The 25,975-nt window shown below is 64.3% G+C and carries 28 protein-coding genes and 1 tRNA gene; 13 read left to right on the top strand and 16 right to left on the bottom strand.

Going from position 1 to position 25,975, the window contains the following annotated elements; genetic code table 11:
- Window positions 1-62 precede the first annotated feature (62 nt).
- A complete protein-coding gene (locus tag ACSQ9I_RS06300; protein WP_436312603.1) occupies window positions 63-1,892 on the bottom strand; it encodes a pectate lyase in 1,830 nt (609 codons plus the stop codon).
- Between the two features lie 425 nt (window positions 1,893-2,317).
- Here ACSQ9I_RS06300 and ACSQ9I_RS06295 point away from each other — a divergent pair, with 425 nt between their 5' ends.
- Window positions 2,318-3,349, top strand: coding sequence for a tannase/feruloyl esterase family alpha/beta hydrolase (locus ACSQ9I_RS06295; RefSeq protein WP_436312602.1), 1,032 nt, complete (start codon window positions 2,318-2,320; stop codon window positions 3,347-3,349).
- Between the two features lie 22 nt (window positions 3,350-3,371).
- On the opposite strand, the gene ACSQ9I_RS06290 is transcribed toward ACSQ9I_RS06295, so the two are convergent.
- The 7 genes from ACSQ9I_RS06290 to ACSQ9I_RS06260 all read right to left on the bottom strand — a co-directional run bounded on the left by ACSQ9I_RS06290 (window position 3,372) and on the right by ACSQ9I_RS06260 (window position 8,689).
- Window positions 3,372-3,456 (bottom strand) — tRNA-Ser (locus tag ACSQ9I_RS06290).
- 39 nt (window positions 3,457-3,495) lie between these two features.
- Window positions 3,496-4,158, bottom strand: coding sequence for a TetR/AcrR family transcriptional regulator (locus tag ACSQ9I_RS06285; protein ID WP_436308617.1), 663 nt, complete (start codon window positions 4,156-4,158; stop codon window positions 3,496-3,498).
- Between the two features lie 10 nt (window positions 4,159-4,168).
- Window positions 4,169-5,347: a radical SAM family heme chaperone HemW gene (gene hemW, locus ACSQ9I_RS06280; protein WP_436315718.1), complete on the bottom strand. Its 1,179-nt coding sequence runs from the start codon at window positions 5,345-5,347 to the stop codon at window positions 4,169-4,171.
- A 77-nt stretch (window positions 5,348-5,424) separates the two neighbouring features.
- A complete protein-coding gene (gene rdgB, locus ACSQ9I_RS06275) occupies window positions 5,425-6,024 on the bottom strand; it encodes an RdgB/HAM1 family non-canonical purine NTP pyrophosphatase (protein WP_436312601.1) in 600 nt (199 codons plus the stop codon).
- Entirely contained in the window at window positions 6,021-6,752 is a 732-nt protein-coding gene (rph, locus tag ACSQ9I_RS06270; RefSeq protein ID WP_436312600.1) for a ribonuclease PH, read from the bottom strand. Before rph ends, rdgB begins: the two co-directional genes overlap by 4 nt.
- Before the next feature lie 27 nt (window positions 6,753-6,779).
- Window positions 6,780-7,685: a PP2C family protein-serine/threonine phosphatase gene (locus ACSQ9I_RS06265; protein ID WP_093109013.1), complete on the bottom strand. Its 906-nt coding sequence runs from the start codon at window positions 7,683-7,685 to the stop codon at window positions 6,780-6,782.
- On the bottom strand, window positions 7,682-8,689 hold the full coding sequence (locus tag ACSQ9I_RS06260; RefSeq protein ID WP_093109014.1) for a serine/threonine protein kinase: 1,008 nt from the start codon (window positions 8,687-8,689) through the stop codon (window positions 7,682-7,684). Before ACSQ9I_RS06260 ends, ACSQ9I_RS06265 begins: the two co-directional genes overlap by 4 nt.
- Window positions 8,690-8,780: 91 nt before the next feature.
- On the opposite strand from ACSQ9I_RS06260, the gene ACSQ9I_RS06255 reads away from it, so the two are divergent.
- From ACSQ9I_RS06255 to ACSQ9I_RS06240, 4 genes are all read left to right on the top strand, one after another.
- Window positions 8,781-9,698, top strand: coding sequence for a YicC/YloC family endoribonuclease (locus ACSQ9I_RS06255; protein WP_436312599.1), 918 nt, complete (start codon window positions 8,781-8,783; stop codon window positions 9,696-9,698).
- Window positions 9,699-9,713: 15 nt separating this feature from the next.
- Window positions 9,714-10,334, top strand: a complete 621-nt coding sequence (gmk, locus tag ACSQ9I_RS06250) for a guanylate kinase (protein ID WP_093109016.1) — start codon at window positions 9,714-9,716, stop codon at window positions 10,332-10,334.
- Between the two features lie 30 nt (window positions 10,335-10,364).
- The gene (gene rpoZ / locus ACSQ9I_RS06245) at window positions 10,365-10,568 is read left to right on the top strand and encodes a DNA-directed RNA polymerase subunit omega (RefSeq protein WP_093109017.1); all 204 of its coding nucleotides are present in this window, start codon (window positions 10,365-10,367) and stop codon (window positions 10,566-10,568) included.
- Between the two features lie 92 nt (window positions 10,569-10,660).
- Window positions 10,661-12,916, top strand: coding sequence for a RelA/SpoT family protein (locus ACSQ9I_RS06240; RefSeq protein WP_436293905.1), 2,256 nt, complete (start codon window positions 10,661-10,663; stop codon window positions 12,914-12,916).
- Here ACSQ9I_RS06240 and greB read toward each other — a convergent pair.
- The 3 genes from greB to ACSQ9I_RS06225 all read right to left on the bottom strand — a co-directional run bounded on the left by greB (window position 12,913) and on the right by ACSQ9I_RS06225 (window position 14,585).
- Entirely contained in the window at window positions 12,913-13,482 is a 570-nt protein-coding gene (gene greB / locus ACSQ9I_RS06235) for a transcription elongation factor GreB (RefSeq protein WP_436312598.1), read from the bottom strand. The two genes, ACSQ9I_RS06240 and greB, sit on opposite strands and share 4 nt — an antisense overlap.
- Window positions 13,483-13,763: 281 nt before the next feature.
- Window positions 13,764-14,069 carry a hypothetical protein gene (locus tag ACSQ9I_RS06230; protein ID WP_436312597.1) on the bottom strand — a complete coding sequence of 102 codons (306 nt, stop codon included), beginning with the start codon at window positions 14,067-14,069 and terminating at the stop codon, window positions 13,764-13,766.
- Window positions 14,070-14,192: 123 nt separating this feature from the next.
- Window positions 14,193-14,585: a MerR family transcriptional regulator gene (locus ACSQ9I_RS06225; protein ID WP_436312596.1), complete on the bottom strand. Its 393-nt coding sequence runs from the start codon at window positions 14,583-14,585 to the stop codon at window positions 14,193-14,195.
- A gap of 162 nt (window positions 14,586-14,747) precedes the next feature.
- On the opposite strand from ACSQ9I_RS06225, the gene ACSQ9I_RS06220 reads away from it, so the two are divergent.
- Complete coding sequence (locus tag ACSQ9I_RS06220; RefSeq protein WP_436312595.1) at window positions 14,748-15,233, top strand: hypothetical protein; 486 nt, start codon at window positions 14,748-14,750, stop codon at window positions 15,231-15,233.
- Between the two features lie 156 nt (window positions 15,234-15,389).
- Here the strand turns inward: ACSQ9I_RS06220 and ACSQ9I_RS06215 are convergent, their stop codons facing one another.
- The gene (locus ACSQ9I_RS06215; RefSeq protein WP_436312594.1) at window positions 15,390-15,908 is read right to left on the bottom strand and encodes a hypothetical protein; all 519 of its coding nucleotides are present in this window, start codon (window positions 15,906-15,908) and stop codon (window positions 15,390-15,392) included.
- Between the two features lie 10 nt (window positions 15,909-15,918).
- On the bottom strand, window positions 15,919-16,689 hold the full coding sequence (locus ACSQ9I_RS06210) for an RES family NAD+ phosphorylase (protein WP_436312593.1): 771 nt from the start codon (window positions 16,687-16,689) through the stop codon (window positions 15,919-15,921).
- Between the two features lie 1,093 nt (window positions 16,690-17,782).
- Between ACSQ9I_RS06210 and ACSQ9I_RS06205 the strand changes: the two genes are divergently transcribed.
- Window positions 17,783-18,163: a hypothetical protein gene (locus ACSQ9I_RS06205; protein WP_436312592.1), complete on the top strand. Its 381-nt coding sequence runs from the start codon at window positions 17,783-17,785 to the stop codon at window positions 18,161-18,163.
- Between the two features lie 35 nt (window positions 18,164-18,198).
- Window positions 18,199-18,504: a hypothetical protein gene (locus ACSQ9I_RS06200; RefSeq protein WP_436312591.1), complete on the top strand. Its 306-nt coding sequence runs from the start codon at window positions 18,199-18,201 to the stop codon at window positions 18,502-18,504.
- A gap of 122 nt (window positions 18,505-18,626) precedes the next feature.
- Here ACSQ9I_RS06200 and ACSQ9I_RS06195 read toward each other — a convergent pair whose 3' ends face one another.
- The 3 genes from ACSQ9I_RS06195 to ACSQ9I_RS06185 form a co-directional block, all read right to left on the bottom strand.
- Complete coding sequence (locus ACSQ9I_RS06195) at window positions 18,627-19,397, bottom strand: DNA adenine methylase (protein ID WP_436312590.1); 771 nt, start codon at window positions 19,395-19,397, stop codon at window positions 18,627-18,629.
- A 150-nt stretch (window positions 19,398-19,547) separates the two neighbouring features.
- On the bottom strand, window positions 19,548-20,585 hold the full coding sequence (locus ACSQ9I_RS06190; protein ID WP_436312589.1) for a phage portal protein: 1,038 nt from the start codon (window positions 20,583-20,585) through the stop codon (window positions 19,548-19,550).
- A complete protein-coding gene (locus ACSQ9I_RS06185) occupies window positions 20,585-22,321 on the bottom strand; it encodes a terminase ATPase subunit family protein (protein ID WP_436315717.1) in 1,737 nt (578 codons plus the stop codon). The genes ACSQ9I_RS06190 and ACSQ9I_RS06185 overlap by 1 nt, the downstream gene beginning before the upstream one ends.
- Window positions 22,322-22,534: 213 nt before the next feature.
- Between ACSQ9I_RS06185 and ACSQ9I_RS06180 the strand changes: the two genes are divergently transcribed.
- The 5 genes from ACSQ9I_RS06180 to ACSQ9I_RS06160 all read left to right on the top strand — a co-directional run bounded on the left by ACSQ9I_RS06180 (window position 22,535) and on the right by ACSQ9I_RS06160 (window position 25,974).
- The gene (locus ACSQ9I_RS06180; RefSeq protein WP_436312588.1) at window positions 22,535-23,377 is read left to right on the top strand and encodes a GPO family capsid scaffolding protein; all 843 of its coding nucleotides are present in this window, start codon (window positions 22,535-22,537) and stop codon (window positions 23,375-23,377) included.
- A gap of 78 nt (window positions 23,378-23,455) precedes the next feature.
- A complete protein-coding gene (locus tag ACSQ9I_RS06175) occupies window positions 23,456-24,463 on the top strand; it encodes a phage major capsid protein, P2 family (RefSeq protein WP_436312587.1) in 1,008 nt (335 codons plus the stop codon).
- A 5-nt stretch (window positions 24,464-24,468) separates the two neighbouring features.
- Window positions 24,469-25,185, top strand: coding sequence for a phage terminase small subunit (gpM, locus tag ACSQ9I_RS06170; protein WP_436312586.1), 717 nt, complete (start codon window positions 24,469-24,471; stop codon window positions 25,183-25,185).
- Between the two features lie 115 nt (window positions 25,186-25,300).
- Entirely contained in the window at window positions 25,301-25,771 is a 471-nt protein-coding gene (locus tag ACSQ9I_RS06165; RefSeq protein WP_436312585.1) for a head completion/stabilization protein, read from the top strand.
- On the top strand, window positions 25,771-25,974 hold the full coding sequence (locus ACSQ9I_RS06160) for a tail protein X (RefSeq protein ID WP_436312584.1): 204 nt from the start codon (window positions 25,771-25,773) through the stop codon (window positions 25,972-25,974). The genes ACSQ9I_RS06165 and ACSQ9I_RS06160 overlap by 1 nt, the downstream gene beginning before the upstream one ends.
- Window position 25,975: the final 1 nt, after the last annotated feature.

Here is a 25,975-nt window from a genome sequence, read left to right as displayed (position 1 = left end):
AAAGGCTGGTGCCCCTCTGCTGCACCAGCCTTTCTGTTACAGCGGATTCACCCGCTGCGCTCTCACACCACCGGAGCGAGGAACGCGACCAGCTTGCCCGTGTTGGCGACGAAGTCGCTGGTCGAGATGCCCAGCGGCCGCTCGCGCGGCTGGTAGGGCTCGATCTCGGGCGGGGTGAGCGGGTCGTACGGCGAGGTGTCGTAGACGTCGCCCACGTGCTTGCTGCGGTAGGCGTCGCCCGTATACGGCGTGGTGGGGCCGTTGCCGCGGAACGGGTTGGTGACGAACGCGATCGGCGAGAGCCAATAGTCCTTGTCGCCGAGCGCGTCGACCACCGCCTGTGCCTGCGCCTCGGTGACCGTCGGGCTGGTCATCGTCGCGCCCGCGAACAGGTCGGGGAAGTCGACTTCGCGCAGCGAGAAGTACTTCGGCAGGTCTCTCGGCCTGCTGACCTTCAGCGGCGACCCCGCAGTCATCTCGGCAATCGCGGCATCGCTCATCGACGCGAGCAGGTCGTAGGTTGCCTGAAGACTGCCGATGTTGACGCTGCGGCCCGCCGAGTAGTGGCTGAGCGTGGCGCGATGGTCGTGATCGAAGTAGTACGCACCGTTCCAGATGTTCGAGCCGTAGCGGTGGACAAAACGCGGCTGGTTCGTCCCCAGCTCGATGAAGGTGGGATGCGTGCGTCCGGCGAGCTGCGGGTTGTCGGCAATCATCTCGGGCGTCAGCTTGCAGCTGTTGAGCCACGCGATCGCTTCCGGCACCCGCGCCAGGAACGTCCTGTCGCCGGTCAGCCGGAAGTAGTGGAACAGCTGCAGCACGTTGGTCTGCGTCGTGTGCGTCGCGAGCGAGCGCGGCTCGTAGGTGCGCGCGCCGGCCGGCGCCCCGGCCGGGCGGCCGTCGCGGTCCTCGGTCAGGTGCTGCAGCGCCCAGCCGGCCTGCGGCCCCGGCTGCTGCAGGCGCCGCAGGCATTGCATCGCGCGCTGCACCGGTTCGATCAAGCGGGTCTCGCCGAGTCCCACCACGCACATCAGCATGAACTTGATGTTCTCGCCGGCCACGTCGTCGTTGAACGTGATCTGGCGCGTGTAGTCGCCGTCTTCCATGCCCTGGGTCGCGCCCGGCGGCAGCTGCTGCGGGTTGGGCAGCGGCATCGACGAGACCGAGCCCGGGAACGGCGGATAACGTTGCGGCCAGCCGCCGTCAGCGATGCCGCTGCTGAACTGCGCGCCGGTCACGAAGTCGATCGCCTTGTACAGCGGGCCGCGGAAGCGCCGATCGCGCTTCTCGAGGTACATGCGCAGCAGGAACTGCGACGCCACCGCGGTGCCCGCGTCGTCGAAGGTCGCGTTGCCGTAGTAGTGCTGGAACTCCTCGAGCCGCCAGCCGTTGGCGCCGATCGTCTCGTACCAATGCTTGAGCGAGGCCTCGCCGGCGAAGTCATGGATGTAGTTCCAGCCGCCGGCCGGATGCTGCGCCGCAATCAGCGCAAGCGCGGTGCGCTCGGCGGCCTTGTAGAAGAGCTCGTCGCCGGTCGCGTGGTAGGCGTCTAGGAAGGCGTGGCCGGCCGAAGGCGTGCCGGGCGGCTGGATCCAGCACATGGTGCGTTTGGCCTCCATCTCGCCCCAGCTGACCGACAGGTCGGGCAGGTAGGCCCAGACGTAGCCGCCTCGGTAAGACACTTCTTCGTCCATGAAGCGGACCGCTTGCCGCAGCGCCGAGCGGACGCGCTTGCGGAACTTGTCTGCGGCATCAGGTTTCTCGTCCGCGACAGCGTCGGGTTTCGAGTTCCCGGCGCTGGCAAGGGCTGGGGCCCCGCCATCGCCGCCGCCACCGCAGGCGGCCAGGGCCAGCGGGCTGAGTCCGGACATCACGAATCTTCTGCGTTTCATCGCTGCTCCTCAAAAGGTGGATTCGCCCACCTCCGGTAACACCGGGGGAATCTCATGCCCTGGTGGCCGGGGATCGGGCCGTGGACGAGACCCGGCCGGGCGGCGAGCGCACGGCACGGTTTCGACGGCATGTGCGCCGGAACGCCTGGTTGTCATGATTCTTGGCGCCACGGTGCAGCATGTCGTCGGTCATCGTATGACTTGAGCTTCCGGTCAGGACTGGTGGAAACCATGACTGGCACAGTACGCCCGCCACTGAAGTGCAATCAACGGCTGCGGATCAGGTCCGTCTGCACACTTATGACATCAGACGACATAGACGTGTGATACGCCATCGCGCTGCCGCCGTGTCGACCGAGGTCCTGCGGGTTTCCCCCATTTTTTAGTTATCTCTGAAAACTATATTGATTATTTGAAATAACGTTATGACTACCCGGGTCCACCCCGGGCCAGGAGTCCAAGATGCTCGCCCCGTCGGCATTGAAGACGAGCCCCGTTTTCGCGGTCACATCGATGGCCCACGAACCGCCTCACCTCAGAGGGCCGTGCGGTCCGCCTTCACGCAAGCGGAGATGAACACGGTGGCCAACGCGGTGCTCGCGCGTTGCGACGCACTGGACGGAGCGGCGGACGGGATGGTCGCGGACGTCCAGATGTGCAAACAGGCATTCGATCTGGCCACCGCCGTACCCACATGCGGCGGCGCGCGACGGCAGCTGCCTCACGGCCGCGCAAAAGAGCGTGCTCGACAACGTCTTCTCCGGCGCGAGGAACAGCGCGGGCACGGCGATCTACAGCAGCTTTCCCTACGATGCCGGCATCAACCGTGCCGATTGGCGCCAGTGGGAGTTCTCCAATTCGCAAAGCCTGGATACCGCTGCGGTCGGCTTCGTTTTCAGCACCCCGCCGCTGGGACCGAGCCGCCCGTCCGGCATCGATTTCGCGCTCGGATTCAGCATGGACATCGATGCGCCGAGCATCTTCGCGAGCACTGCGCTCTACACCGAGTCATCGATGTCCTTCATGACGCCGCCGAACCCGAGCAACCTTCCGCGCTTCGCGCCCGCGGCAGCAAGCTCATCGTCTATCACGGCACCAGCGATGCGGTGTTCTCGTCGGACGACACGACAAGTTGGTACGAGCAATTGCGCGCGGCGAACGGCGGCGATGCATCCGGCTTTGCTCGCTTCTTTCCGGTGCCCGGCATGAATCATTGCGGGCGCGGCCCAGCCACCGACCAGTTCGACATGCTGACGCCGCTCGTCGCGTGGGTGGAACAGGGCAAGGCGCCTACGGCGATCATTGCCGCGGCTCGCGGGGCGGGCGCCAATGTGGTCAACACCGAATTGACTGCCGACTGGTCGGCCGATCGCACGCGGCCGCTGTGCCCGTATCCAAAAACGGCGGCCTACGTAGGCGACAGCGTCGAATCGGCCTCCAGCTTCGCGTGCCGATAGCGGCCGGTGCGCACCTGGCCGGCGGAGAGTGTGAGATTCGAACTCACGGACGGTTGCCCGTCGGCAGTTTTCAAGACTGCTGGTTTAAACCACTCACCCAACTCTCCGGGACTGTCTTCGCTTTGCGCGAAGGCGTGCGGGCGATTTTAGTCGCCGGGCGGAGTCGGGGCCCACCCGCGCATCACCAGGTCCACAATGCCCGTGGCCCAGGCGCGGCGCTCTTCGGGGCCTGCGAGCGGCTTCGAGATGAAGAAACGCACGCCGCCAAAGGCCAGCGTCGAAAGCTGCACCGCCGCCAGTTCCGGAGAAGGCACGTGCAGCTTTCCGGTGCGGTGCGCCTCGGCCAGGTACTCGACCACCGGTGCGAGCACGTAGCTGTTCTCGGCATAGAGCGACTTCGCGAGTTCAGGAAAGCGCACGGCCTCCGCGATCACCAGGCGCAGCAGGGCCAGCGTCTTCGGCTCGGTGGCGCCGAGGTACATGCGTTCGACCAGGTCGAGCAGGATCTCCCTTTCGTCGGCACCGTGCCGCACGAGAGTGGCCTGCATGGTGTCGCGGGCACTGCTGACCGCACGGTGCACGACCTCCCGAAACAAGGCCTCCTTGTTCTCGAACTGGCGGTAGATGGTGATCTTGGCGACGCCCGCATCGCGCGCGATGGCCTCGATGCTTGTCGCCGCGTAGCCGTTCTCGAGAAAAGACTTCAATGCAGCAGCGAGGAAGGACTCGCGCAGGGCCGCCGCCTGCTCTGGACTGGGTCGTCCACGCGACCTGCGCTGGGTTTCATCCGGGAGCGTTCGGTTCGGCATGGTTTTCCGCTCACGCATCCGGCAGGAAGATGGCCTGCAGATCGCTCAGGAAGTCGAAGCCGCGCGCCGTCGGCCAGACGCGCGCGAGGTCACGCTCGATCAGGCCTTTGCGCTCGGCTTCCTCGAGCCCGCGCTGAATGGCGGTGATGGCCAGCCCGGTGCGTTCGCCGAACTGCGCCAGCGTGAAGCCCTCCTTGAGGCGCAGGGCGTTGAGCATGAATTCGAAGGGCAGCTCGGCAAGGCCGACCTCGTCGCTCTGCGCGACTGCCTGGCCGGCGAGCGCATTGTCCATGTAGAGACGCGGCTCCCGGAAGCGGACCTGCCGCACCACGCGGTGCGCAAAACTCAGCTTGCTGTGCGCGCCGGCGCCGATGCCGAGGTAGTCGCCGAACTGCCAGTAGTTGAGGTTGTGCGCGCAATGGTGACCCACGCGCGCATAGGCCGATATCTCGTAGCGGTTGAGACCATTCCGCGCGGTGCGCTCGGTGATGCGGTCGAGCATCGCGTAGGCGGCGTCGTCTTCCGGCACCACCGGCGGAAACTTGGCGAAGTAGGTGTTGGGCTCGATGGTCAGGTGATAGACCGACAGATGCGGCGGCGCCAGCGCCAGCGCCTGATCGAGGTCCGCGTCGAGGCCCTCCAGGGTCTGGCCCGGCAACGCGTACATCAGGTCGAGATTGAAGGTGTCGAAGGCGAGCGCTGCCTCCTCGACCGCCGCGATGGCCTGCGCGCGGTCGTGCACACGGCCGAGCGCCTTCAGGTGCTCGTCGTTGAAGCTCTGCACGCCGACCGACAGCCGCGTGACGCCGGCCGCCCGGTAGGCCCGGAAGCGATCGCGCTCGAAGGTGCCGGGATTGGCCTCCAGCGTGATCTCGCAGTCGGGCGCGAGCTTGAGCCGGGCACGCAGGTCGCCGAGCAGGCGGTCGATGGCGGCCGGCGAGAAAAGGCTGGGCGTGCCGCCGCCGATGAAGATGGTGTGCACGCTGCGGCCCCAGATCAGGGGCAGAGCGGCGTCGAGGTCCGCGATCAGCGCATCGAGATAGCGTTGCTCCGGCAATGCGTCGCCATCGCCGCCGCGCCACTCGTGCGAGTTGAAGTCGCAGTAAGGGCACTTGCGCAGGCACCAGGGCAGATGGACGTAGAGCGACAGCGGCGGCAGCGCCGACAGCTGCAGCGGCCCCGGCCGCATCAGGTGCAGCACGTCGTTGGCATGAGCCGCACCACCGGCGCGCTCCTGCGCGTTGCTGGTGATCGGGACGACGAGGCTCACAGCCAGCGCTCCCGCATCAAGGCCAGCATCGTGCGCGCCGCCTGGCCGCGATGGCTGTTGGCGTTCTTCACTTCGGTCGGCAACTGGGCGAAGGTCTTGCCGAACTGCGGCAGCCACATGACCGGATCGAAGCCGAAGCCGTTGTCGCCGATGGGCTCGCGCGTGATCTCGCCCGCGGCGCGGCCCACCGCGATCAAGGGTTCGGGATCGTCGGCGCGGCGCAGCGCAACCAGCGTGCTGACGAGCGCGGCGCGGCGGTCGGCGACGCCGGCCATCTGCTCGAGCAGCGCGCGCAGGTTGTTCGCGTCGCCCTTCTCGTAGCCGAACTGGGTGGCGTAGTAGGCGGTGGCCACGCCGGGCAGCCCGCCGAATGCCTCGACGCAAAGGCCCGCATCGTCCGCGATGGCCGGCAGGCCGGTCGCTGCCGAGGCGTGGCGCGCCTTGGCCAGCGCGTTCTCGACGAAGGTGAGAAAGGGTTCCTCGGCCTCGCCGACCTGGAGTTCAGACTGCCGCACCAGCTCGACGCCGAGCGGCGCAAACAAGGCCTGCAGCTCGGCGAGCTTGCCGGCGTTGTTGGAGGCCAGAACCAGCTTCATCCGTTCGACAATGCCTGCGCCTGCAGCGCAGTCAATTCGGCGATACCCTTTTCGGCCAGCACCAGCAGCGCATTCATCTCTTCGCGCGAGAAGGCCGCTCCTTCGGCCGTGCCCTGCACTTCGACGAAATGGCCGGCGCCGGTCATCACCACGTTCATGTCGGTGTCGCAGGCCGAGTCTTCGATGTATTCGAGATCCAGCAAGGGCGTGCCCTGCACGATGCCGACGGAGACCGCGGCCACGTGGCCGCGAATGGGCGAGGCCGCGATCTTGCCCGCGGCCAGCAGCTTGTCGACTGCATCCTGCGCCGCCACGAAGGCTCCGGTGATCGCGGCCGTGCGCGTACCGCCGTCGGCCTGCAGCACATCGCAGTCGAGATGGATCGTGCGCTCCCCCAGCGCGGCCAGATCGAACACGGCGCGCATGGAGCGGCCGATGAGGCGCTGGATTTCCTGCGTGCGGCCGCTCTGCTTGCCGCGCGCCGCTTCTCGATCGCTGCGCGTATGCGTGGCGCGCGGCAGCATGCCGTACTCGGCCGTGACCCAGCCCTCGCCGCTGCCGCGCTTGTGCGGCGGCACCTTTTCCTCGACCGAGGCGGTGCACAACACGCGCGTCTGGCCGAACTCGATCAGCACCGAGCCCTCGGCGTGAATCGTGAAACCGCGCGTGACGCGCACGGGGCGCAACTGGTCGGCGGCACGGCCGCCGCTTCGTACGAAAACTGTCATGTGGAGCGAAAAAAGAAGGAAGAAAAATCAGGCTTTGCGCGCAGCGGAGCGTCGTATCGCCTCGTTGATTTCGGCAATCGAGCGTTCGATCGCGTCCTCGTCGAGGTCGTCGAGTTCGCTGTCGGAGGGCATGCCGGCCTGGATGGTCGAGGCGAACACGCCGTCGCTGATGCTGTCGGTCGACACGCCGCGTGCCTGGCCCGTCGCCTCGGGCATCTCCCACTCGAGCGCGATCAGCGTCACGTTGTCGCTGTGGGTGCCGCCGTTGCGCAGTGCCATCTCGGCCAGGTCGGGCGCCGCATCGGAGACGGGCTTGCCGGAGGAGAGCGTGTGCACGATCAGGGCTTCGTCCAGCACGCCCCAGAGGCCGTCGGAGCACAGCATGATGCGGTCGCCGCGCTGGAGCTGCAGCGGCGCCGAGATGTCGAACAGCGGCGTGGTCGGGGAACCCAAGCAGGTCAGCAGCAGGTTGCGGTTGACGATCTCGGCCCCGGCGTTGGCGCGCGGCCGCTCGGCGTGGGAGTGGTCGCGCGTGCGGGTCAGCAGCTCGCCGTCGCGCACCACGTAGAGCCGCGAGTCGCCGCAATGGATCCAGGTGGCGGTGGTCCCCTGCAGAACGGCGGCAACCACCGTCGTGCGCGGGGTGTCGAGCATGCCCTTGTTGCCTGCGTAGCGCATGATCTGCTGGTGCGCGGCCATCACCGACGCAGTCAGGAATGCCTTGACGTCCTTGACGATCGGTCGCGCCTCGCGCTGGTACAGCGCCGCGATGGTCTGCAGCGCCAGCTGGGCCGCCACCTCGCCTTCGGGATGCCCGCCCATGCCGTCCGCCAGCACGAAGAGGCCCGATTCGCGCGTGTAGCAGTAGCCCATGCGGTCTTCGTTCTTGAGACGGCCACCCTTGCGGCTGACCTGGAAGACGGAGAATTTCATGCCGGACGTGTCGTCGGCGCTGCCGCCTTCGGCAACCCCTTCTTTTCGAAGGACCGCATGTTGTCGATCGACAGCCGGACCTTCTCGCTCACCGTGAGCTTGGTGTAGCGGCGCTCGCCTTCGCGGCTCAGCTCCTTCTGCAGCGCGAAGACCGACTGCGGACGCGAGAGCGGGTCGAGCGACATGCACCACTCGACCACTTCGATCAGGTTGTCGGAGTAGATGCCGCGCAGGCGCGAGAGCGACAGACCGAGCCGGTCTTTCTCGATGCGCTGCGGGGCGTCGTTCGGGGGATAGCCCTGCATGCAGGCATAGATGCAGGCGCCGATGGCGTAGATGTCGGTCCAGGGGCCCATCGACGAATCGCGGCGGTACATCTCTGGCGCCGCGAAGCCGGGCGTGTACATCGGGCGGATGAAGTTGCCTTCCTTGGAGAGCACTTCGCGCGCGGCGCCGAAATCGATCATCACCGCGCGATCGTCGTCGGTCACGAAGATGTTGGCCGGCTTGATGTCCAGGTGAAGCATCTTGTGCTGGTGCACGATGCGCAGGCCGCGCAGGATCTCGTCGAACAGCGAACGGATGGTGGACTCACGGAAGACCTTCTGTTTCTTGAGGTCCCGCGCGGTCACGATGAAATCCTGCAGGGTGGCGCCCTCCAGGTAGTTCATGACCATGTAGACGGTTTCGTTCTCGCGGAAGAAGTTGAGCACGCTGACCACCGAGGCATGCGAGATCTGTGCGAGCGAACGCCCTTCCTCGAAAAAGCTCTTCAGCCCCAGCCGGTAGAGCGACAGCTTTTCGGGCGGCACCTGGGGCGCAAGCTCGCCGGTGCCCCGGGTTGCCAGGGAGGAAGGAAGGTATTCCTTGATGGCCACCTGCTGGCCACTTTGGTCGACGGAGAGGTAGACGACGCCGAAACCACCGGCAGAAAGCCGACGCACGACGCGATAACCGCCGATGACCGTGTCAGGCAACAGGGGCGAAGGTTTGACCTTTGACATAATCCGGGAGTTTCGCCCGAAGGCGATGGTGCGGCAAGCGAACGCCGTGCCGTCGTCTCGGTGCGTACACACAATTTCACAGCGAGGCGCAATGCCAGTTTACAGCATGACCGGCTATGCCAGCGGCCAGAACGGCCCCGCGGGCAGCCACGCCGACACCGAGCCGCGGCCCCATGGCGCGGGCCGGCTCGGGGTCGAGATTCGCTCGGTCAACAGCCGTTTTCTCGACCTCACTTTCAAATTGCCCGAGGAGTTGCGCCAGCACGAGCCGGCCTTGCGCGAACTGCTGACGGGGCAGCTCAAGCGCGGCAAGGTCGAGCTGCGCGCCTCGATCGAAGGCGGCGGTACCGCGGGCATCGGCGAACCCTCGCCCAAGTTGCTGCAGCGGCTCAACGGCGTACAGGACAACATCAAGTCCTGGCTGCCGGCTGCCCGGGAACTCAGCGTGGCGGACGTGCTACGCCTGGCGGCCGGCGACACACAGGCGAAGGGTGACTTGGGGCCTGAGCTGTCCGAGGTGGCGGAGAAGACGCTCAAGGCGCTTGTTTCGGCGCGCGAACGCGAAGGCGCCCGGCTTGCGCGGATGCTGCAGGATCACCTTGCCCAGCTGCGCAAGCTGGTCGAGCAGGCGCTGCCGCTGGTGCCCAAGCTCGTCGAGCAGCAGCGCACCCGCTTTCTCGAGCGCTGGCAGGAGGCCATGGGCCTCGCCGCCGGCGGCACGCCACCGGAAGCGGCGCAGGATCGCGCCATGACCGAAGCCACGGCCTTTGCGATCCGCATCGATGTCGCCGAGGAGCTGACGCGCCTTAACTCGCACCTCGAAGAGATCGAGCGGCTGGTCAAGAAGGGCGGCGAGATCGGCAAACGCCTCGATTTCCTGATCCAGGAACTGCATCGCGAGGCCAACACCCTGGGCTCCAAATCGGCGACGCTCGAACTCACCCGGATCGGCGTCGACATGAAGGTGCTGATCGAGCAGATGCGCGAGCAGGTCCAGAACATCGAATAAGTAGAGAACGAGCGAATGGATTACCCCGGCAACATTTTCGTGGTCGCAGCGCCGAGCGGCGCCGGCAAATCAAGCCTGGTCAAGGCCCTGATGGAGCTCGATTCCGCCGTGCAGCCATCGGTGTCGCACACCACCCGCCCCCCGCGCGGCCAGGAAAAGCATGGTCGCGAGTACTTTTTCGCTTCGCACTCGGAGTTCGACGCGATGGTCGCCTCCGATGCCTTCGTCGAATGGGCGCACGTTCACGGCCAGCGCTACGGCACCTCGAAGAAGGCAATCGAAGAGCGGATCGCCCAAGGCGCGGACGTCATCCTCGAAATCGACTTCCAGGGCGCGCTCCAGATCCGAAAGACCTTTGCCAACGCGGTGACGATCTTCATCCTGCCGCCGAGTTGGGAGGAACTGCGGTCCCGGCTCGAACGGCGCGGGGAGGACAGCGCCGCGGTCATCGAGCTGAGGCTGCAGAACGCCGCCGAGGAGATGGCACGCGCAAACGAATTCGACTTCGTTATAATCAACGAGTTATTTGAGCGCGCACTTTTTGACCTCAAGGCGATTGTCCACGCTCAGCGGCTCCGGTATTCCGCACAGCGCCGCGCGCGTGCCGACACTTTTGCCGCGCTGAACATTCCCTGATCCCGATCACCTGTACGTCGAAAGATCCTCATGGCCCGCATCACCGTCGAAGACTGCCTGCAACACATTCCGAACCGCTTCCAGCTGGTGCTGGCAGCCACCTACCGTGCGCGCATGCTGAGCCAGGGCCACGCGCCGAAGATCGAGAGCAAGAACAAGCCCGGTGTCACTGCCCTGCGCGAGATCGCAGAGGGCAAGATCGGGATCGAGATGCTCAAGAAAGTGCCCGGCTGAGTTGACGCACGCTTGCAACAAAGAGCACCGCCTTGCGGTGCTTTTTTTATGCCTGGACGCGTCGAATCGACTGCCACGCTAAAGTGGAAGCCATGAGCGTGGTTGTCAAGTCCCAGTCCGATGCCCCCCGAGGCACGCCACGGCCGAGTCCGGCGGCGTTGAACGCGGCTGCCGCCAGCTTCGCTGCGCTGACAGACCGGCTCGACTACCTGAGCGTCGAAGACGTCGAACAGGTGCGCCGCGCCTACCGCTTCGCCGATGAGGCGCACTTGGGACAGCTGCGCAACAGCGGCGAACCCTACATCACGCATCCTATCGCGGTGGCGGCGCAATGCGCCGAATGGAAGCTCGATGCGCAGGCCCTGATGGCCGCCCTGCTGCACGATGCCATCGAGGATTGCGGCGTGACCAAGTCGGAGCTGATCGAGCGCTTCGGTGCACCGGTCGCAGAGCTCGTCGACGGCCTCACCAAGCTGGACAAGCTCCGCTTCAACACGCGCGAGGAGAACCAGGCCGAGTCCTTCCGCAAGATGCTGCTCGCCATGGCGCGCGATGTGCGGGTGATTCTCGTCAAGCTGGCGGACCGGACGCACAACATGCGCACGCTCGACGATGCGCCGCGCGAGAAATGGGCCCGGATCTCGCGTGAGACGATCGAAATCTACGCGCCCATCGCGCACCGGCTCGGGCTCAACCAGACCTACAGGGAACTGCAGGATCTGTCGTTCCGCCATCTCAGGCCCTGGCGCTATGCGATCCTCGCAAAAGCGGTCACCAAGGCCCGCGGCCGACGCCGCGACCTGATTCAGAAGGTGCAGCAGGAACTCGAAACTGCCTTCGCGGCAGCTGGCATGAGCGTGCGGATGGCCGGCCGCGAGAAGACGCTCTATTCCATCTACCGCAAGATGGAAGAAAAGCATTTGAGCTTTGCCCAGGTGACCGACATCTACGGCTTCCGCCTGATCGTGCCGACGGTGATCGCTTGCTACACCGGGCTCGGCATCCTGCACCAGATGTACAAGCCCCTGCCCGGCAAGTTCAAGGACCACATCGCGATCGCCAAGCTCAACGGCTACCAGTCGCTGCACACCACGCTGGTCGGCCCGGCCGGCGTCAACGTCGAATTCCAGCTGCGCACCGAGGCCATGCACGTGGTGGCCGAGTCCGGCGTGGCAGCTCACTGGCTCTACAAGGCGGCCGAGCCCAGCGCGGCGACCAGCGATCGTCTGGGCGCCAAGTGGCTCCAGTCGCTGCTCGACATCCAGGATGAAACGCGCGATGCGGCCGAATTCTGGGATCACGTCAAGGTCGACCTGTTTCCCGACGCGGTCTACGTGTTCACGCCCAAGAGCCAGATCCTGGCGCTGCCCCGCGGCGCGACGGTGGTCGATTTCGCCTATGCGATCCACAGCAACATCGGCGACCACACTTCAGCCGCGCGCATCAACGGCGACCAGGTTCCGCTGCGCACCGAGCTAAAGAATGGCGACGTGGTCGAGGTGATCACGGCGCCCGTGTCGACGCCAAATCCCGCGTGGCTCGGCTTCGTGCGAACCGGACGGGCCCGCTCCAAGATCCGCCACTACCTCAAGACTCTGGCGCATGCCGAATCCGAAGGCCTGGGCGAAAAACTCCTGGCCCAGGCGTTGCGCGCCGAGGGCCTCGGCAACCTGCCCGACGATGACGAGGAGCACCAGCAGATCTGGGAAAAGCTGCTGCGATTCACCGGCAACCGCACGCGTTCGGAGTTGCTGACCGACATCGGTCTCGGCAAGCGCATCGCCAGCATCGTTGCGAAGCGGCTCATGGCGCTCCTGGCAGAACGCGGCGAGAAGCCCGATGCGTTGATGCTGAGCCGCGAGCGCTTCACCGCGCACGAAGCCGTCTCGCAAGGGGCTGTCACGCTGGACGGCAGCGAGAACTCCTCGGTCCGCTTCGCGCTCTGCTGCCGCCCCATTCCGGACGACCCGATCATGGGCTACCTCGGCCATGGCGAAGGCTTGGTCGTGCACACCGAAGCGTGCGGGGTTGGCCAACGTTTGCGCCACAAGGACAGCGAACGTTTCTTTGCCGTGGAATGGGCCGACGACCCGGTCCGGACCTTCGAGACAGGCGTCGTCATCACGGTGCGCAACGACAAAGGTGTGCTCGCACGCGTCGCCGCAACGCTGGCGGACGCGGAGGCTGACATCACCCACGTGGAGATGGCCGACGAAACTCCGCAGGACTCCACCGATCTGCGTTTCGTGATCGCAGTGCGCGACCGCACGCATCTCGAGGCCGTGCTGCGGGCCGCGCGGCGTACGCCATCCGTGCTCGCGGCCGCACGGACAGTGCCGGCCCCTTAAGCTGCAGCGGGCGGCGGATAGCTCACCGCCAATATCTCGATCTCGTGCACGCCGCCCGGCGTCGCAAGCTTGACCACATCCCCCTCCCGCGACTTCAGCAGTGCCCTGGCAATCGGAGAAATCCAGCTGACCTGCGCTTGCGCGCTTTCGGCTTCATCGATGCCCATGATGGTCACGACGCGCTCCTCGCCGGTCTCGTCGGCGTAGCGCACGGTGGCGCCGAAGAAGACCTGGTCGCGGCCATGATGGACCGAAGGGTCCGTCACCTCCGCCACCTCGAGCCGCTTGGTGAGAAAGCGGATCCACCGGTCGATCTCGCGCAGCCGCTTCTTTCCGTAGAGGTAGTCGCCGTTCTCCGAGCGATCGCCGTTCTTGGCCGCCCAGTGCACGGCCTCCACGACCTTGGGCCGCTCGACATCCATCAGTTCGAGCAGCTCGGCACGCAGGCGCGCGTAGCCCTGCGGGGTAATGTAGTTCTTGCTCCCGGCGGGGAGAGGCGGCGCGGCGCCGGCCGTACCGTCGTCATCATCGCCTGCATCGTTTTCTTTGGTGAATGCCTTGCTCATCGCAGAAAGCTCCAATGAAAAAAAGCCCGCAACTTTCGTTGCGGGCTTTCCTGATGATGGTGCGGCTGGCAGGAATTGAACCCACGACCCCTTGGTTCGTAGCCCGCAAGAGCCGTCACCACATCATGTAAATCAACGACATAGCGGCGCCCACATCGACCGCATTTGCCTAGTTGCGCAGCATTGTGCCCAAGAGAGTCACGCAAAAGTCACGCACCGCCTGGCGTATACGCGCCAAGCCTATGGCTATCCCACCGGCCAGAAAGGAGTCGCCTACGGGGTCAGGTTCCCGGGATGATCACATCCAGCGACCATTCGTGAATCGTCGGGACTTTCGGCCAGCCCGCACAACAAGCCCGGAGCGCGGCCGCCCTCGCATCGCCTAGTGCAGTGGCCGAGGCTATCTCCTTGGGTGTCAGCTTCCGAAATTCCTTGGAGGAACTGATGTCCCAGAAATCCAGCTCTAGAAATGCCCGGACTGCTTCCACGTCGGTGACGCCAGCGGCGTCTAGTACAGCCTGAGCTGCGGCGAGGCCGCGGGCCAACTCTTCTGGGCTCGCGCCCGGGACTTTGAGGATCATCGTCATAAGCCGCACATTTTCGCGAATCGTCGCGTCGCGCGCCTGCCGCAGCGACTGCACTGCGGTGGGCAACCAAAGTGACGGGCGATCACGCCCTCGCTGTCAGCCGGTCGCCTGACCGCCTTGCGATCAGTCCGCCGCCAAGGTGCGGATGATCGGGCACGGGCGATCGCCCGCGCCGCACTCACTTACCAGTGCGCTCAGCACGTTGCGCATCGCACCTAGCTCAGCGAGCCTGCTCTCAATGACGTCAAGTTTGCGCGCAGCCAACGCCCGAGTTTCGCAACAGGAAGTCGCCTCGTCGAGCTTCAGCAAGCCGGCAACCTCCTCAAGGGTGAAGCCGAGCGCCTGTGCGCGCTTGATGAAGTGCACCCGCTTGACTGCCTCGACAGCGTACCGGCGGTGCCCGTTGGATGGCTTATCCGGTTCAGCCATCAGGCCGCGCCGCTGGTAGTAGCGGATCGTCTCCACATTCACACCCGCCTGCACGGCAAGGCGCCCTATCGACATCTCGGGAATCATGCTGCGCCCTTGACTCTGTACCATGGTACGGAATTTACATTGTGAGCAATCGTAAGGGTCCGACAGCCGCGCTTGCGTGATCTGCTCGTTCGGCCATGGCTTGGTGAATGCCGATCCTTCAGGCTCGTGCTGCCGTGCACCCAATCAAGGGCTCAAGATTTCTTGACGAAATCGCAGCCTGCAAAGAAGAAGGCCAAGAAATTCATGACCACCTCCTCTACCTCGCTCGATTTGCTGGAAAAGGCGGTAGACGCCCTTGAGCAGGCAGCCCATCATATTTTGGACAGTGAGCCCGATGTGCCGTTTACTGCACCGACCGATCTGCTTTCGCTTAGCCCGAACGAAGAAGAACGCATCCGCAGCGATGAGACGGCAAGCTACCGGACACGGCCCACGCTGTCGGCCATCCACTTCTGCCTTGCGTCGTCCATGGCAACGCTTGCCATCTGCCATTCACTGATTGAGCAACCAGTGACCCAATCGCCAAGCGAGCGCGAGCGGCGGTGGAAGAAGCTGGCCTCCGATGCCAAGACCGCCGGTCGCGCCGCCTACCGCGCAGCGCTCGCCCTTTCAGATCCTGCCGCGAATGAGAGCCTCGGAGACCAAGGCGCCATGACCGCTCAGCGAAGCACTGATTCGAAAGAATGACCTGAAATGCACATCACACAAGGACAGGGGGAGAGTTGTATGACGAGGCGTTTCACGCCTCGGTCGCCCTCGAAATGCATCAAGGCACAGAAAATTGATCGCCATGAAGGAAGACTTGATCAGCAGCTTCGGCATACCGCGTTTCTCAGACTATCCTTAAGCGCCTCTTTTGCGTGCAAAAAACTCATTGGCGAAGCGATCCCAAATTTTCCTATGCTCAGCCCAGGACCAACTGATATCCGAATTTTCAAGACAGTGATTTCGTAGGAAATCCTCTCGCGTAGGCACTGGATATTTGCCATTCCAAATCACCTCTTCCGAAAGGAAACGCAAATTTTTCTTCAGCGCTTCGTCTAGCTCAAGCGCAGCGCTTTCCGCGAGATCAACCAAATTATGAGTGAACTCTACTTGACCTCCCGAAAGGACAATAATGCCCTTGAGAAGAGTTTCAACAGCAAGTCCACAAAGCAATGGAAATACAGGAAAGCAGCCGGCATCTAAAGAAAAGCCCGCTGGGAAACCAAGTTCCTTTTTAATCGAATCAGGAACCTTATTGGCAACTCCGAAGTGCCAAATAACCGCTGCACTGGCATGAAGTTGCGAAGCTTTGTTGTACCACCACTGTGGTGATTGGCGATTCTTAAACTCGTCGGAATATGCGCAATAGGTGCTCATATCGCTATCCTCATTCTGGGTAGTGCTTGCGAACGAAGTAAGGGTTGGCGACCTGGTCGTAGCTAAAGCTTACTCCGCGAACATAGTGAAGAGCGCAGTTGAGCAAGTCTGCGGCGGCGAGATCGAACAGGGCGACATTCTTGCCGCCACCGAGCAGGCTTTGATAGACGACACCCTCGACTTGGTGTGCGCGGAAATGCTCTGCAATAAGTTGTGTTGGGACGTACTCGGTAGTTGGATCGTCTGCGGCAACAGGCTCGGAGAACGATCTATCCACGTCACGCCAAACTGCCTTCTCGCGTTCGCCAGGTTCAGGCTCCTCGTCGTAGATGAGGATGTCTTGCGAGTGCTCAAGCGAGCAGTCAACAACGCGAACGTCTCGCAGCAATTCGAACTGCGCAACAGAGACATGCTTGCCGATCCATGGCCGCACCTCCGATACTGCGGTGTTCTCGTCAGTGGCCAGGTAGAGAGTCGATATGCCGGCAGGGTTGACCCTGCCGTCCTTCGGCGCGATAGGCAGGGGCTTCATTCGCTGCGGCGGGTGTGGTGCCGGCATTTCGCCCTGCGTTCCATCTTGCTCAACCGTTCGGACGTCGAAGCCGAGTTGGGCGCGCCAGAGAATCGTGCCAGCCGCCATACGGCGCTGGCGGCTTGTAGACGTGGAAACGAGTGTGTCCAAGAAGGCCGCCGTTTCCAGGCTTCGCACGTAGCGCTCTTTCCGCCTCACGCGATTCGCAAAGTCGTAGTAGCTCTGCCAGGACGGGAACTCGTGCGCCATATGTGCTCGGGATGTTTAGCGTTTGACGTGGGGGACTCGCGGGGGCTGCAGGCCACCCGTCCCCCGGTGGTCAGGCGCGGCACCGCCACTTCCAGCTCGAATCGAAATCGCTTGCAACACCAGGTCCTGCCACGCCTCGACCAAACGCCCCGGGCCAGAATTCCGGCGGGGGGTCGGGAAAAGCCTGATATTCCTAATCGACACGATGAAAAGCGCCTCAAAGCCTTTATCCATGCGGGTTTCCGCAGTGTCCTACAAACCTGATATTTTTCTAACAGAAACCTAACCATATCAGGGTCGTGATTCCTGATTTTCGGCGTCGGCTGGCCCTATATAAATCAACAACTTAGCGAAATATCAGGGTTCTTGTTAGGCCATATCAGGTTTGCACCCTAACCGGTGATCGCTAGGCGCCATGCGGGTTTCCGGGCGGTTTTGCCCTCCGATTAGGAATATCAGGTTTTCCCCGAACCGAAACGGATTTGCCCCCTCGACGCCCCGGGACAGGAGTGGCCCCGGCAGACCCTTCTCCGGCAGCAAACGCCGTCACGTCACATCGGCGAAACACGGCCCGCGAGCCCGCGCGAGGCCGCGCCAGCCTTGGCGGCGGCCACTGCCGGCACCGGCGTCGAAATCGACCCTTTTAGCCGGCGGGCGGGGCGGGGTCCCGAGCGCGCGCCGCGGCCGAAGTTCGGTACGCGCGTCGAAGGCGATCGGGTTTGTGGGGATCGATGGGCCGCTCGCAGGCGCGACGGCGGCGCCGGCACGCCGACCACCAGGTCGCCCAGCCCCGACCGATGGCCGGGTTGCCGGACCGTCTAGGTGATCGACAAAGGACGAACGCGCGGCCCCTGCAAAAGCCCGGGCGCATTCGAGGACGTCATTGGCTACAAAGCCTCGTCAGACGTCGTTTACGGCAAATGGCTTCAGGACCAGCCTGGCGTTCGAAAACCGTCAACCTTTGGCGTAGGACAAATTCACAAATACGAAATCGACCTACACGTGGCCCTGCGCTCTCAGATATAAGAAAGGATCGATCGGAGGGAGGTCCGACCAATACCCTCTTGGAAATCAACATTTGAATGGGTGGAAGATGGACGATACAAGTACTGGAGAAGACTTAATTCGGGATGCGATTGCAGCCGTCGAGAGGGCAAAGGCGTTCATCGTCGGTGGGCGCGAAACGGTTCCGTTCCTCCGCCCAACCGATCTGGGTGCATTGACGCCTAAGGTCCAGAGCGAAGCGCTGCGCATCGAGGCGGAAGCGCACCGGGCGCGTCCCGAATGGGCAGCTCTCCAGTGCTGCCTGGCCTCATCAAGTCAGCTGCTCGACGTCTGCCGATCGCTGCTTCAACAGCCCGTCACCAGCTCGCCGCGGGAGCAGATGGGTGATCGCAAAAGGCTAGTGAATGAGGTCAAGGACGCGGGCCGTGTCGCCTACCGTGCGGCGCTCATCTTGTCCGGTGCAGACTGAGGCACAGGCCAGGCGTTCGACAGAGGGAAACGACAATGATCGACAGGCTGTCTGATCTAAGGGCCCACCTCCAACTGGTGGTGATGGGTGCACCCGACAATTTCCCAAAGGCAGCACCATTCAGCGGCGACGCCGTACGAGACCTGGAACATGCGTTTCAGGAGCTTCGGGAAGCGGCTCGGCACTTTGAACCGGAATTCGGTGCAGAGCGAACGGAAATCGTCGATGCCCTGCTGGTGGCCGCTCATGAGTGCTATCTGCACGGAGAGAAGAGCAAGGGTGTGCAACTCGTCCGAGACGTCATTGAAATCCTGTTCCCAAACCGCTTTGCAGAGCGATAACTGCGGAAGGGCGTAAGAACACGCGACCTCGCCCGCCTTCGAGCGACGGTGCATGGGCCGCGAGAGGAGCGCGGCCCGCTGCGGGGCCACCGGCTCGCCCCGGGCCCGGCTGCCAGCGATGGCTAGAAATTGGTGATGATCAATTCGTCCGACGCCGACCGATGGCCAGGTTGTCCGACGGTGTAGGTAATCGACAAAGGACGCATGCGCAGGCCTGCGAAAGCTCGGCGCATCTCGGGTATGTCGTTCACGCTCACCACCGCCCTGCCCTTCATGGATTTGAGCAGCTCGGCCATCCGGTCGTACTGCTCGAGCTCGAAGGCCACGTCATAGCCCTCTGTGCCCCAATAGGGCGGATCGAGATAGAAAAGCGTGTGGCTGCGGTCGTAGCGCTGCACGCACGTTCCCCAGTCGAGATGCTCGATGGTGACCTGGTGCAGCCGCAGATGGACTGCGCTCAGATCCTCCTCCATGCGCAGCAGGTTCAACCGCCCCGGGCTGGTGGTTGCAGTGCCGAAGGTCTGCCCTTCGACTTTGGCACCGAACGCCAGTTTCTGCAGGTAGAAGAATCGCGCCGCGCGCTGAATGTCCGTGAGCGACGCCGGCGGCGTCGCCTTGAGCCAGCCGAACAGCTCGCGGCTGGTCAAAGCCCAACGAAACTGCCGCACGAACTCGTCAAGGTGGTGCTGCACCACGCGGTACAGGTTGACCAGGTCGCTGTTGACGTCGTTGAGCACCTCGACCTTTGCCGGCTCCTTCATGAAGAAGATCGCCGCCGCGCCGGCGAACGGCTCGACGTAGCAGCTGTGCTCCGGCAGTAGCGGGAGGATGTGCTTTGCGAGACGCCGCTTGCCGCCGATCCACGGCACGAGCGGCTTTGCTGAAAATTCCATTTGTGCAAGCCTTTGACTCTAAAAAATACTGATAGGCTTGGCCCACTCTGTACAGGGTGGCGGGCCTCGCCGGCTTGCAGGCGTGTCCTGCACGTTGGGTCCTGCGCAGGTGCTCCAACACCTGCAAAGGTCGCCCGTCTTTTTTTGTGATCAGGGCGTGGCCGCGCTCTCGGCTTTGTCCACGCCCGTGGGCACCTCGTAGTCCGAGAAGGTCACCACCTCCTCGCCGAGCCACGCATTGATTTCGCGAAACCGCTCCTGTAGCGGCTTGATCTCGTTGCGGGCAAATACCTGGGCCGCCGGCAGCACAGCGCCGAAGCCGCCGGTGTTGCTGGGCACGATGCCCAGCAGCTGCGGCGGGATGCGATGCGCGGCAAGTACGTCGTCGCGGCTGACGTTCTTGATGTTGAAGAAGTCATCTTTCGCCGCAACCTCGCTCACCGGGATCAACTGCACCCCGTCCTTCTTGCCATTGGGCGAGTAGAGGAACAGGTTCCGAAAGTTGCCCGGCCCCCTGCTCTCTTTCAGGGCCGTGCGCATCGCATCGATGTCCTCCTGCTGCTGCGCCGGGTCGCTGATGTAGAGGATGAAGCCCGCGTGGCTGCCGTTGTTGTAGTAGCGCCGCCGGAACAGCGTGGCCGACTCGTTGAGCCAGGCCGACTGCAGCGCGCTCAGGTACTCGGGCAGGCCGTAGACCTCCTGGTTGATGTCGGCCTCGCGCATGTGAAAGACGCTGCCCTTGCGAAACTCGTGCTCATCCTTCCACCCACGCACGAAGAAATAGGCGTCGAGGTCCGCGCCGCGGCGCATGTACTTCGCCAGCGCGTGCTTAAGGCCGGCCGTGCGGTTGGTGAGCGTCAGCCGTCGTTCGAGGTACGCGTTGCCGAAGATGAGGTAGTCCAGCGCATAGGCGCTGAAGGTCGCTCGATCGAGCAGCTTGTGCGGAACGAAGGTGCTCAGCAGGATGTTGCGCTTGAAGAAGATGGAACTGCTGTGGTGCGTGCTGGCGCGGAACGACCTGGCCAGGCCCTCCCAGCTCACCGGCGGCTCGTACCAGCGCCCGTTCATCCAGCACTCGATGTAGTCGAGGATTTCGCGCCGGTCCATCACCGGCGTCGGGTCGCCGAAGGTGAACGCCTCCATGCGGGCTGAGGCATTGGCGGAAGCGGCAAGCGCTGTCTGTTCCATCAGGAGATCTCCATGAAACTGCTGTTCGCAGTGGTGATGCCTTCGAGCGGCTCGTTGTCGAGGGCATGCATGCAGGCCCACGCGAGGTCGGCATGGCCGGTGTCCTCGGTGCGGCCGGCTTCGAAGGTGATGTTTCGGCCGCTGGCCGTCAGGGTCTTGCGGATCGCGAGGAAGGCGTGGGCCAGGTCAACCCAGCCGGCGTCGAACTCGAGGCGGCCCTTGCTGATAACGCTCTTGGCCTTCAGCACGAGCCGCGTCTTCACATCGACCGAGTAGTTGATCGACTTGGCGGCCGGGAAGAACTTGGTCACCAGCTGGTAGACGCCCTGGCCGAGGCCGGTGGTGTCGATGCCAATGAAGGTCACGTTGTAGCGAAGCGTGATCTTGCGGATGGCTTCGGCCTGCGCCTCGAAGTCCAGCCCGCGCCACTGGTGGCGCTCCAACACCCTGAACTTGCCGCCGGGCCGCTCGGGCGGCGCCAGCACCACGCAGCCGGCCGTATCGCCCGTGTGCGAGGGGTCGTAGCCCACCCACACCGGCCGGTGCCCGTAGGGCCGCGGCGCGAGCGGCTTGTAGACGTCGGCCCAGTCCACCCACGAATCGACCATGCAGGCCTGCAGCTCCGACATCGGGAACACCGACTGCGTGTCGTCGATGAACTCGCACATCAGCAGGTTGGCGAATTCCTCGGGGTTGTATTCGAGCCGCAGCTCGTCGACGTCGAAGAGATCGCACCCGGCCGCCTGGGCGTCGAGGATGGTGACGATGTTGCGCCACACCTTGTCCTCGCCGGTGAAGCCGCCCACCAGGCGCGCATGCGACAGGTCGATCTCGACACGCTGATCCTTCGGCCGATGGCGGTTGAAGTGCGCGCCGCTCCAGCGTGCGTAGGCCTCGTGCTGGATCGAGCTCGGCGAGCTGAAATAGGTCTTGCGCCAGCGCTTGTGCATCGCCATGCCACTCGCGACCTTGTTCAATTCCTCGAAGCGGTGGGTCCAGAAGAACTCGTCGAAGTAGAAGTTGCCGTGGTAGCCCTGCGCGGTGCGTGCGTTAGTCCCGAGGAAGTAGATGTGGGCGCCGTTGGGCAGGATGATCGGATCACCGGTCAGCGAGACGCCGCAGGCCTCGTGCGCGAACTGCACGATGTACTGGCGAAAGATGTGCGCCTGCGCCTTGCTGGCCGAGAGGAAGATCTGATTGCGCCCGGTCTGCAGCGCATCAGTCAGCGCCTCGCGGGCGAAGTACCAGGTCGCGCCGATCTGCCGGCTCTTGAGCACCATGCGCGTGCGCTCTTGCCCGTTGCGATACCAGACCTTCTGGTGTCCGAAGAGCGAATCCTTGAAGGCCTCGAAAAGCTGCTCGGCCTGGTCGTCGGTGAAAAAGTTGCGCTGCGGCTTCTTCTTCGGTCCTGCGTTGCGCCGCTCGATGTTGGGATTGAGGTCGCCCTCTTTGCCGGTCTGCTCGAACTTGTGCACGCGCGCGATGCGCTCGATCTGCCGGCCGAGCAGATCGATCTCCTTGAAGTCGCCGCCGGTCTTCTGGTCCTTGCCGATCAGTTGCACGAGCCGGGCTTCGAGTGCGCCTTCGACGCGCTCGATCGGTTGCGCCTTGTCCCATTGCTCGGCATCCTTCCACCCGTGCACAGTCGTGCGCGGAATTCCGAGGAACTCCGCGATCGAGGAAATGCGCCAGCCCTGCCAATAGAGGTGACGGGCAGAACGGCGCTGCTCGACCATTGGCGTGATCGGCGAGATTGGCGCCACCACCGCATCGGCGACATCGCTGCATGAAGACATGGGGTGAGGCTATGGGCGCTTCCCCCTCTTCGCGACACCCGCAGGCCTGCTTTCGGTTCTAGATCCCCGGTCTAGAACTCAATTGCGTTGAGCCACGCGCGCGCTCGGCCGACCATCGGCGCCATCACTTGCTCAACCTACCCGCACACCACCATGGCACAGAAGTCCAAGATGTTCCGCGTCGCCACCGAAGGCGCCACCACCGACGGTCGCCGCATCGAGCGCTCGTGGATCGAGCAGATGGCGAAGAACTTCGACCCGAAGAAGTACGGCGCCCGCGTCTGGCTCGAACACATGCGCGGCATCTATCCCGACAGCTCGTTCCGCGCCTACGGCGATGTGCTCTCGGTCGAGGCCCGCGCAGTCGAGGACGGCAAGCTCGCCCTCTTCACTGAGATCGCCCCCCTGCCCGACCTGGTCGCGATGACCACCAAGGCCAAGCAGAAGATCTACACCTCGATCGAGGTCAACCCGAAGTTTGCCGACACCAACGAGGCCTATCTCGTGGGACTCGCGGTCACCGACAGCCCGGCCAGCCTGGGCACGGAGGTGCTGAGCTTCGCGGCGCAGAACCCGAAGGCGAATCCCTTCACCAGCCGCAAGACCTCGCCCGACAGCCTGTTCTCAGAAGCGGTCGAGGTCGCCCTCGAATTCGAGGAGCAAGCCGACGACAACACGCTGCTCGATCGCGTGAAGGGCTTCGGCGACTCGTTCAAGAAGAAGTTCGCCGGCTTCACCAAGAAGACCGACGACACCCTGGGCGAGCTGCTCGGTGTGGTCGAGGACATGGGCACCGCGCTGGGCGAAGTCGCGCAGCGACACAGCGATGGCTCCAAAGCGCTGGCCGAGCTGCAGAAGAAGTTCGCGACGCTCAAGGTCGAGCACCAGGATCTGAAGGCCAAGTTCCAGACGATCGACACCACCGACGCGGCCAAGCATTCGCAGCGGCCACCCGCCACCGGCGGCGACGCCAAGCTGCAGCCGACCGACTGCTGATCGACGCCCACCAACGCCAACGCCCAACGCCAGCACCGCGCCACCAGCCCAAGCCCATCACGTATCACCGGAGCCACCATGCAAAACGCCACCCGTCTCGTCTTCAACAAGCTCATGGATCGCCTGAGCGAACTCAACGGCGTGCCCTCGGCACGCGAGCAGTTCGCGGTCGAGCCGACCGTGCAGCAGACCCTCGAAACGAAGATTCAGGAGTCCAGCGAGTTCCTCGGCAAGATCAACATCATCGGCGTCGACGAGATGAAGGGCGAGAAGCTCGGCCTCGGCGTCAGCGGGCCGATCGCAAGCCGCACCAACACCGACAACGCCGACCGCGCGCCGCGCCAGGTCGAGACGCTCGAGGATCGCGGCTACGAGTGCAAGAAAACCAACTACGACACGGCCATCAAATACGCCACCCTCGACGCCTGGGCCAAATTCCCCGACTTCCAGACCCGTGTGCGCGACGTGATCGTCAAGCGCCAGGCGCTCGACCGGATCATGATCGGCTTCAACGGCATGAGCGCCGCGGCGGACACCAACCTGGTGGCCAACCCGCTGCTGCAGGACGTGAACATCGGCTGGCTGCAGCACATCCGCACCGAGGCGCCGGCGCGCGTGCTCAACGACGGCGCAGCGGCCGACAAGATCACGGTCGGTCCCGCCGGTGACTACAAGAACCTCGATGCGCTGGTTTACGACGCGTACCAGACCCTCCTGGACCCGTGGTATCGCGAAGACGGCGGCTTGGTGGCCATCGTCGGGCGCAACCTGATGCACGACAAGCTCTTCCCGCTGGTGAGCGATCCCGATGCGCCGACCGAGATCCTGGCCGCCGACATCGTGCGCAGCCAGCGCCGTCTCGGTGGCTTGCCCGGTGTGACCGTGCCCTACTTCCCGGCCAACAAGGTGCTCGTCACGCGCCTGGACAATCTTTCCATCTACTTCCAGCGCTCGGCCCGCCGGCGCAAGGTCGAGGACAACGCGAAGCGCGACCGCATCGAGAACTACGAATCGAGCAATGACGCCTTCGTGGTCGAGGACTACGGTCTCGCGGCGCTCATCGAGAACATCGAGATCGCGGGCTGATCGCCATGCGCCAGACACCTGCACAGCGCAGCCTGCAGCGCAAGCTCGCCATCGTCGCGTCCGCCGCGGCGCCGGCCGGCGGCGAGCTGCAGGGCAGCGCCTACGAACTCATGCTGGCCCAGTTGGCGGAGCACCGCCGATCGCTCAAGGACATCCAGTCGGTGGAACGCAAGATCGAGGCCAAGCGCGCCTTTCTGCCGGACTACGACGCGTGGGTCGACGGGGCGCTGACCGGTGGCAACGGCGCGCAGGACCAGGTGCTCACCACGGTGCTCGTGTGGCACATCGACGCCGGCAACTACCGCCGCGCGATCCAGATCGCGCAGTACGCCGTGGCCCACCAACTCGCACCGCCCGACCAGTACGACCGGAACCTCGGCACCATCCTGATCGACGAGTTCGCCGCAGCGGCGTTGTCGGGAAAGATGGAGAACACCGACGCGCGCGAGCTGCTGCCGCAGGTCCTCTTCGGCACCGAGCGGCTGGACGCACCCGACCAAGCGCGCGCCAAGCTGCACAAGGCCTTCGGCTATGCCCTCCTGGGCAAGACCAGCCCGGCGGACGTGGAGTACGACAAGGTCACGACACCAGATGCGCGCGCGGCGCTGGAGCAGCTGCAGCGGGCGCTTGTCCTGTTCGACCAGGTCGGCGTGAAGAAGGACATCGAGCGCCTGGAGCGCCGGCTGAGAAGCGAGCTTCCTGCCGAGCCGCCGGCGCCGTAACGATTCCGGACCCCGGAACCCCGGCGGCTCGGGCTGATTCCTGAAGGCCCCCATCGGTCCCACGGATGACGCCCGACCACCGCCGACCTCATGACCGATCGCTTTCCACCTCGCCATGAACTTCCTCGGCAACCCGCCCTCACCCACCGCAGCCGAAGAGGCAGAACTGCCGAACGACGGCTGGTTCCCGGACATCGACCTGGCGAAGCTGCGCGCCACCGCTCGGGTGGACGGCACGGCCACGCCCGAGCGCCTGCGCTACAGCACGCTCACGGCGGTGCTCAGCATCAACGCCGAGCTGTCGGGCTACAAGGGCGCGCAGCAGCTGCTCGGGCACGCCAAGCTCGAGGACGTGCCCGCGCCGAGCATCGACGGCAAGAGCGCGCAGGTCGTCCGTTACCTGCGCGCGGTCTACAGCTATGTGCAGGCCGATCTGATCGAGCGCTACCGCGACTACGACACGACCGGCGCCGGCGACAAGGCCGCCGACAAGCTGGAGCTGCGCACCGACGATCTGCGCCGCGACGTCCGGTGGGCGATCTCGGATCTGCTCAGCCTCCGGCGCACGACGGTGGAGTTGATCTGATGCAGGTGCGCACCCTCCAAGGCGACACGGTCGACCTGCTGTGCTGGCGCAATCTCCAGCGCACGCAGGGCGTGGTCGAGGCCACGCTGCTTCTGAATCCCGGGCTCGCCGACCGCGGCCCGATCCTGCCGGGCGGCCTGCTGGTCGAGCTGGCCCACCCCACCAGCGTGGCCACGCGGCCGACCGTGAAGCTCTGGGACTGAT

The organism is Variovorax sp. LjRoot84 (assembly GCF_964254305.1).
GTDB lineage: Bacteria > Pseudomonadota > Gammaproteobacteria > Burkholderiales > Burkholderiaceae_C > Variovorax.
This window is presented reverse-complemented; position numbering and strand designations above follow the sequence as displayed.